General features: G+C 52.0%; 6 protein-coding genes and 2 pseudogenes. All 8 read right to left on the minus strand.

Going from position 1 to position 8,241, the window contains the following annotated elements:
* Positions 1 to 65 precede the first annotated feature (65 nt).
* Complete coding sequence (locus DDT56_RS23865; protein WP_136168838.1) at positions 66 to 497, minus strand: SMI1/KNR4 family protein; 432 nt, start codon at positions 495 to 497, stop codon at positions 66 to 68.
* The gene (locus DDT56_RS25225) at positions 494 to 775 is read right to left on the minus strand and encodes an HNH/ENDO VII family nuclease (protein ID WP_210417079.1); all 282 of its coding nucleotides are present in this window, start codon (positions 773 to 775) and stop codon (positions 494 to 496) included. Before DDT56_RS25225 ends, DDT56_RS23865 begins: the two co-directional genes overlap by 4 nt.
* A 96-nt stretch (positions 776 to 871) precedes the next feature.
* Positions 872 to 1,196 (minus strand): annotated as a pseudogene (locus DDT56_RS25230) (RHS repeat-associated core domain-containing protein); the annotation flags it as partial.
* A 36-nt stretch (positions 1,197 to 1,232) separates the two neighbouring features.
* Positions 1,233 to 1,634, minus strand: a complete 402-nt coding sequence (locus DDT56_RS24940; protein WP_136168839.1) for a hypothetical protein — start codon at positions 1,632 to 1,634, stop codon at positions 1,233 to 1,235.
* Positions 1,635 to 1,638: 4 nt separating this feature from the next.
* Complete coding sequence (locus tag DDT56_RS23880; RefSeq protein WP_136168840.1) at positions 1,639 to 6,027, minus strand: RHS repeat-associated core domain-containing protein; 4,389 nt, start codon at positions 6,025 to 6,027, stop codon at positions 1,639 to 1,641.
* A gap of 3 nt (positions 6,028 to 6,030) precedes the next feature.
* Positions 6,031 to 6,471 (minus strand): DcrB-related protein, encoded by a 441-nt coding sequence (locus DDT56_RS23885; protein ID WP_136168841.1) that lies wholly within the window; start codon positions 6,469 to 6,471, stop codon positions 6,031 to 6,033.
* Between the two features lie 258 nt (positions 6,472 to 6,729).
* Positions 6,730 to 7,500, minus strand: a complete 771-nt coding sequence (locus tag DDT56_RS23890; RefSeq protein ID WP_136168842.1) for a hypothetical protein — start codon at positions 7,498 to 7,500, stop codon at positions 6,730 to 6,732.
* A gap of 113 nt (positions 7,501 to 7,613) precedes the next feature.
* Positions 7,614 to 8,241 (minus strand): annotated as a pseudogene (locus tag DDT56_RS24485) (type VI secretion system tip protein VgrG); the annotation flags it as partial.

Here is an 8,241-nt window from a genome sequence, read left to right on the forward strand (position 1 = left end):
CGATCACCTTTAAATGAGATGGCGATTACACAGAATCGTGGACAGGCTCTCGCTTCCGGCTTTATTTAAAAATATGATATTAATCTTTTGTGCAGGTATTCAATAAAATCTTCCGCATATAGTTCTTCCCTATTCCCTATAGCAATATATACTTTATCAAAGTCGTTAATTTTAAAGTAAAACTCTTCACCAAAATCAGTATTAGATAAAACTATCTTCCCCAAGAGAATATTATTATTAGCAATGGTATTCTGATAAACCAAGTCTCCACCGACTGCTTCATTAAATGGCACACCATAAATACTATATATTTCTTCCCCACATATTTCCCCACCCCCAAATTCACTTAGAAACCATTTGTAATTATCTGGCAAGGTAACACCAAGTGCTTGCTCCGCCTTATTTATCCATTCAGATGCGGGTGCATCATCCGAAGATCCAAAGTTAGCAATATCTTCATGTTTTTTAATAAAATCTACTAATTTATTTCTGTTCATAGATATCCACTCGCTCTATACATCCAATACTGTTCCCGCCAAGCATTAAATTCAGCTCTATTAATGCCAGATGGTATTGTATTCGGAATTATATGAATTATGCCATGATTAGCTTTATGGAAAGTTTGGCTTACTTCGGCAATAGGACCGTTTTGGGTTTGTAACATATGATGTAAATTTACCGCATTTCCATCATAACCAACCGGAGCTCGACCTGTAGCCATTCGCTCAATATTAGTACCTCTAAACACTTTCCCTTTATCACGCCAAGTTGTCATTAGATTCGGGTCAAATAAATCATCGCGTTGATAAACTTTATTTCCATTAAATTCTATCGGATCTTTCTTCCAGAATTGCCTACTCTGACCAGTTCCACATTTAGCCAGCCCCAACGGGTCGATCCAACTCAACGCATTCGGCGCATAAGCATACAGGTTCAACCCACCCGCCAGCCCTATCGGATCCGGCTACGTAAACCACCCACTATCTGGGTCGTAGTAACGAAACAGATCGTAGTGCAGACCTGTTTCGCGGTCCAGATATTGTCCCTGCATCCGTAGATTCTGCGCATACCCCAAGCGCTGTCCCGGATCTCCCAACGCACTTTACCAGAGACTCATAGCTCCCCGGAGCACTGTAGATGTACGTCGGCGGCTTGTCCCCATACAGTTCCTGCAACAGCTGGTAACCCTCCCACACAATTGCTTGGCACATCACCTCTCATAGAGAATTTTATTAGGTTATCGACATTAACCATTCCTTATGATAGCGTTCTTGCTCCTCGGGGGTAGAAGATATGTTTTCATCATCATAGTCAAATATATGAACTATATTTTCCCGTAATGCTGGTTTCCCTTTAGTGCATTCATATGCAGTCATACCTCGGGACATTTGCCTTGACATCCTAGATGGATAAACATTAATCTTCGCGCCCTTACAAAGGAATATCATTTCAGGAATCTGACGCCTCAGCTCTGAAAAACAACTAAAAAAATCGTCATTGACGATATCTGCAATAACATTGTCCATAATAGATAAAGTTAAATAACATGAACGTTCATCTTCTCTAATTATAAGAAATGCTTTTTCCTTTTTTTTATCTTTTATGATGAATATTTTTTTTATCTCTGTTTCCATATAGTTATAACCTTCTATTTGGATTTAATATAGAGTAATTAGCCCAAGAGCCATTTTTATTAACAGGAGTTGCACCAAGTATATTCTCTGGTTTTATCCCTCCTTGAACTGCAAACTCCACTTCGTTAGGATATGGCGATTTACTGCCCAGTGTTTTATTGATATCAATGCCATTATTGGTTCTCGTGTAATAAACATAACCATCATTTCTTCCAAAACTAGTGGCGAAATCTGTAGCAACCATCTTATCAGGTGTAGTGCTGATAAAATTACTCGGAGGGTTATTACTATCAACCGCATGTGCTAATAGATCATTACTATTTCCTTTAGTTCTAAATCCTTCATTGAAGATAGTGTCAGGCCCTCTTCTATCACCTCTGTATGTAATATTATCTTGTTTACACTTACTCAACCCCAGCGGATCAATCCACATCAACGGATTCGGCGCATACTGATAAAGATTCAGTCCCCCCGCCAGCCCTATCGGATCCTGCGTCGTAAACCGCCCGCTGTCCGGATCGTAGTAACGGAACAGATTATAGTGCAGTCCGGTTTCCCGGTCCAGATACTGGCCCTGCATGCGCAGGTTTTGGGCGAAGCCCGGCCCCTGAAGCGAGGTTTCGCGCAGCAGTTTTCCCCAGGCGCCGTTCTGGCCCTCCCAGCGTAGACGCCCTTCGGCATCCGTCAGCCGCTCCGGCGTACCGTTGGGCTGGCAGTGGAACCAGAAGATTTCGGGGGAGGCGACGCCGTCGATGCGCGCCAGCGGCTCGTAGCTGCCCGGATCGGCATACACATACGTCAGCGGAACCTGGTCCTGGATTTCCTGCAACAGCCGGAAGCCTTCCCAGATAAAACGGGTGGTGACGGTTTTCCCCTGCGGCTGGCCGTGCAGCGTCTGCCAGCGGTTTTTGCTGATGCGCCGCCCCAGCGGGTCGTAACGGAAGCTGACGTGAACCTGCGGGGCGTTGCGGACGCGCGTCTGACTCACCACGTCGGTCAGTCGGTGCTCGGTATCGTAACGATATTGCCAGCGGGTGTGGCCGTTGTCTTTTTCAACGGTGCGGCCGTGCACGTCGTAACGCCAGCGGATGCCGTTCAACTGCGACACGCGGTTATGGCGCACCGGCAGACTGTCGATATTGTCGAGCGGATTGCCGGCGGCGTCCCAGCGCCACTGTTCGCGGCCGGGCAGGGCGCCGTCCTGGGTCAGCAGACGTCCGGCGCCGTCGTACTGCCAGCGGGTGGCGTTGAACAGGTCGTCGTCGCGCTCTTCGCGGATAAGGTTGTTGCGGTAATCGTAATCCCAGCGGCGCGACCATTGACGCGGGGTGGGACGCTGCGCGTTGCCGAGGAATACGTCCCGGCGGTGCAGGCGGCCGAGCCGGTCATACTCGCTGCGTGAGGTCAGCGTTCCCTGCGTGCGGCTGATTTCCCGGTGCAGTTCGTCCCGGGTAAAGTCGGTTATCGTGAGACGGTCGAGGGCGATGCCGAGCAGATGGCCGCTGCCGTAGTAGAAGTGTTTCAGTTTGCGTCCGTCGGGCAACTGTACGCTGGTGCGATTGCCCAGCGCGTCGTACGTCCATTCCAGCGCGCCGTGTTCACCCTGTTCGCTGATCAGCCGGCCCAGGGCGTCGTAGTCGAAGGCCAGCGTTTGCTCGGCTTCGCGGGTCCAGGCGTTTTCCCCCAGCGTGGGATGAAGCGTCACGCTGCTGAGCAGCCCCGACGACGCATAGTGATAGCGCGTCTGTCCTTCCGGCGTAGTGCGGGCAAGAAGCTGCCCTCCGGGACTGTAGGCAAAGGTATGGGTAATGGCCTCCGGATGCCCGGCGGCGAAAGTACGGGAAACGGGGCGGCCGCAGGCGTCGTAGTCGTAACGCGTGACCACGCCGTCCAGCCCCGTTTCCTCGCGCAGCAGCGAGTCCGCCCCCCAGTGGAAGCGGTAGGTTTCGCCGTTTTCATTGCTCAAAGCCGTCAATCTGCCGCGGCCGTCCCAGGCGCGGCGGACTTCCTCGCCCTGCGCGTTGCGGGTCGCCACCAGGCGTCCGGCTTTGTCGTAAAGAAACTCGCTACGCTTGCCGTCGGCGGCCTCATGGGCCTGAGGCAGCCCGCGTTCGTTCCAGGCGAGCCGCTCCTGCCAGCCTTCCGGGCGCTCAAGCTGTACCGGCCGGCCGGCGGCGTCGTAGTGGTAACGGGTCTCCTCGCCGTCCGGCGTGACTTCGGCTTCCAGCCACCCCAGCGGGTGATAATGATAACGGGTGATGCGACCCGAGCAGTCCGTTGCGCGTATCACCTGACCGGCGTCATTATACTCCTGACGGCGGGTATTCCCGGCGGCGTCCACTTCCTCGACCACCAGCCCCTGTTCGTCGCGGCGGTAAATCGTTGACTGGCCGAGCGCGTCCACCACGCGCGCCAGGCCGTGATGTTCGTCATAGTAAAAGCGCGTGGTAGCGCCGCCCGGTTCGGTTAACGATGCCGGAATGGCGCGATGCGCCAGCCACTGGGTGGTATGGACATTGCCGTTGGCGTCACTCTCCTGCACCCGGTTGCCCTGGTCGTCATAGACGAACGTTACGGCGTTGCCCAGCGGGTCGATACGGCGGGTCAGCAGCTCATCGTCGTTCCACTCAAAGCGCCAGTCTTCGCCGCGTTCATCCACAAAACGGGTGATAAGCCCCTGCGCGTTCCAGTAGTGCCGGCGCGTCCGGTCGTCGTGGATAACGGTGGTCAGCCCGGTGTCGAGGTTGTAATCAATGCGGCAGCCGTCGCCGGTGCTGGTGCGGTTTTCCACCACGCGCCAGTGGTCGAACTTCTGCCAGCGATATTCGCTCTCCAGCCCGCCCGGCAGGCGGTGCCAGATCATCAGGCCGTCGTCGTTATAACGGTACTCGCGGGTAACGACGCCGCTGGCGTCGGTCACCGCGGCTAACTGTCCGCGCGCGTCGTAGCGGTAGGTCGTCAGCGGCCAGTGACGGTCGCCGTCAAAATGGCTGGCGGCCGTGACGCGTGACGGAAAGCGCGTATCTTCATAGGCCAGCGTGACGTCGATGGCGGAGGGCGCATCGTGAATACGCACCAGTCGGCCCTGTTCGTCCCAGCCCATTTCCAGCGCATTGCCGTATTCGTCGCTGAGCGATGCCAGGCGAAGTTCATTCGGATTGATGCGGGTCGGTTTGAACAGCCGCCATACCGCGCCGTCGTCGTCGGCAATGGCGACATCGCCGTTTTCGTTGCGGCGTACCATCATCCCTTCACTGATACTGTAGAGCGCCTGGTTGACCGGCGGCAGGGCAAAACGCAGTTCGCGACCCGTATCGTCAAAGAAAATGACATCGCCTTCATCCAGCATCAGGTAGCTATCGAAGGCGGTGGCCCAGCCCAGGCCGAACAGCCCTGCGCGCGTGGTCAGGCTGTTATAGCTGCGCTGCCAGCGCAGAGGGAAACACCCCGGCAGGGTGAAGTCGAGTTCGTTATCATCGTTGAGTACTTTCACGCCGGTGGCGGCATGCACTGGATTCGAGGAGGCGAAGACGGCATTTATCGCCATATCGGCCAGCATCCCGCCGCCGGCGGCGGCAAGCGCGCAGGGCATGTTCTTAATGACTTTGCTGGGGCGGCCGCGCATGAGCGAGAGCGCGATCATCGCCACGGCCAGCCCAGGTGTTTTGCCGCTTTTGATATCACGCACGGTGAGGGTTTCACCACCGATAATGACATCGGGCGAGACGTTGTCCGAGATGGTCGCTTCGCAGGTGGTGCGGTCCTTGGCGCGTACGGCGGGTTGACCGTTGATAAAGACGCTTTTAGAGCCTTCCGCCAGATATTGCGGGCCGCTGTGTTTTTGGCAGGCGACGGTGTCTTCTTCCAGCGGCGAGGTGCCCGAAGCCGCAGAGGAAACCGAGGGTTGCCACATCTCGCTGCCGAATTGAGCAGCGGCGGCCAGCAGCATACCGCCATAGTCGGCGAAGCTGGTCGGAGACTGAGGCTCGGGGGGCGGCGTCTCGGCGGTGCTGAGCGTACCGGCTGCGCGGGCCGCGGGTTTGCCGTTGGCCAGTACGTCCGATGCCCCGGAGGTAATCAAGCCGGCCGGGGAAGGGGGGAACAGGGCGTTGCCGATGCCTTCGGCTGCGTTGCTGATGTTATCGGTAATCCCCGCCGCGTTGGCCAGCACGCCGCCGACAATCCCGCTCAGCAGGCAGCTTGACCCCACCGCGGCCACGCCCGCCGCAGCCGCACCGGCGCCAAGAAGGGGGGCGGCCACGGTAGCGGCTGCGGCAACGGCCGCACCGATAGCCGCGTAGGCAATCCCTTCCGCCACAATACTGGTGATATCCGCAAAAATACTGGAGTGGATGATTTCATCGTCCTTGCGGGCTGCGTTGTTGTCGCTCATGCTTTAATCGTCCTGATGTTTGTTCAGCGCCAGACTGGATTTGAGGTTTTCCCAACGTTGTGCATCGTCCTCATTGAAGGGGCGCAGGGCGGAGAGGGTAAACAGCAGCAAAACCCGCTTGCCCGACGTTTGCACGGCGAGCTGTTTTTGCCACAGGCGCTGGCCGCTGCGCTCAAAAGCGGTTTCCACTTCCACGGCGGGAATGGCTCGTTCCGGCCCTACGTTCACCCGGATAAAGTCGCTCTGGGTGATATCGCCCATCTGAGGGCGCAGCGTGTCCCACTGGCGGAGGAGCTCTCGTTCGAGATCGCTGCCGTCAGGGATAGGGCCGCGGCTGACCACGACCGACAGGCCGCTGGCGTCGTCGCGCAGAATATTGAGGGTGGTATCCTGCCATGCAGCGGGAAACAGTGAAAATGTGCCTTCCTGAAGGGTGTATTTCATCGTATTTTCTTCTTTTTTAAAACAGGGGTAAATAATATTCCAACTCGTTTGCAGAGCGTCCGTGGAGATCTCTAATTACAGAGCCAAAAATAATGGAAAACCGTAACCACCAGACGGTAATCGCGACCATTATATCAGGGGCGCCTGGTTAAATTCCTAAGGCAAACTAGGTAGAACTATGATGTAAGGAATAATTGATTGATATTTTTTTCTATTTTTACTTGAATATCAATCAATTGGTTGGGGGGTTATATCGTTTTAACGTGGGGAATCTGACCACTCCCCCGGTTCATTGACGATTTTTTTACCATTTGAACTAACTTCAATAGATGGATTTAGTACATTCAGAGTGTAAATAACATTGTGGTTTTTAAATTCATAACCATTTATAGGACATAAGTAATTTTCACATTGATAACGGATTGCCTTACCAGAGAGTTTTATTTTTGCACGGTCGCGCTTTCTTTCCCCATCGTACGTTACGTCATTGCAAATGGCGTTTTTGTTATCGCAGTTAAATGTGATTTTTACAATGAAATTTTTACTTGTAAAATAACGAGGATTGGTTTCGCTTTCGATAAAATTGTCAGGCTTTTCTTTATCCTGGAACGATAAATACGGAGAGAATCTTTTCCCCCAGTTTTGAATTTCACTATCGATTTCTTTTTTTTCTACCGAGTTTGTGCGATATTCTATTTTAGATGTTTTTGGGGTTACCCATGCAACAAATATATCACCATCAGGTTCAACTACCATTGCCGAGGCGCTGTAAAGGTATAGGTCCTTCATCCATCCTTCTGCGAATAGTCCTTCATTTTTCGTTAAGTGGGGTTCTCCAACAACGTCGAAGTTATTAATGAAATCACTATAATTATCTTTAAGAATACTTTTTAATGATTCTGTGATTTCTGTGTTTTTGAAAATGTTATCAATTTTTTCTATTGAATTATACTCTTTAAGGTTAGTGCTTCCCTGCGCCAAGAAAGAAACCAGGGAGAGAGAAATTAAAAGTGTAATATATTTTTTCAATGGATACCTCTCTATTTTATTTCGACAGGTTAAGGAATTCGATAGACTCTCTTTTGTACCTGTTTTGTAATCCGTTTTTATATGCATCCCACCAATTCAACTTGGTGCCATCTTTAAGTGTTGCCATATATCTCTTTATCATAATCTAACCTAGCGCTAAGTAGTTTTTCTTGAAAATCTTTCGGAGCCATTTCCTCCAAGAAGTTTATGGAACTGTTGGTTAGTTTAGCTGATTTTACAATATTTCCAGATTCCATGGAATTTAAGATGGCTTGCGCGCCACCTACACCACGCATATGAGCAAGGGACATTACTGCCGCTTGCTTTCCTGGATCGGTAAAGTTAAGCGCTCCCGCGTTGCTTGCGCTTTCGCTCATGTATTTTTTTACGACCGCGAATTCTTGCTCACTTCTTACTCCATACGTATTTCTTGCTGCAAGAATTTCGCCATAAGCAGGGCCATTTCCTTTTCTAAAACCATAAACTTCAGGACGATTACCTTGTTCCCCTTTAACACCTTCAGACTCCATTATAGATTTCACGACCTTATCATCAATGGTTCTATTCTTGGTTTGCGCTGATGCGTTTGTTTGGGCTGGTTTTGCCTTTTTCTCACTCTGTGCCTGTTGCTTGACCGCTGGTGCAGCGGCGCCTTTATTATTCTCCTTTCCCGGCGAGAACTGCGCCTCCACCGCCGCATTGATATTCGACTTATGATCCGGTCCCGGTGCGGTGGTTCCC

The organism is Brenneria corticis, assembly GCF_003115855.1.
GTDB lineage: Bacteria > Pseudomonadota > Gammaproteobacteria > Enterobacterales > Enterobacteriaceae > Brenneria > Brenneria corticis.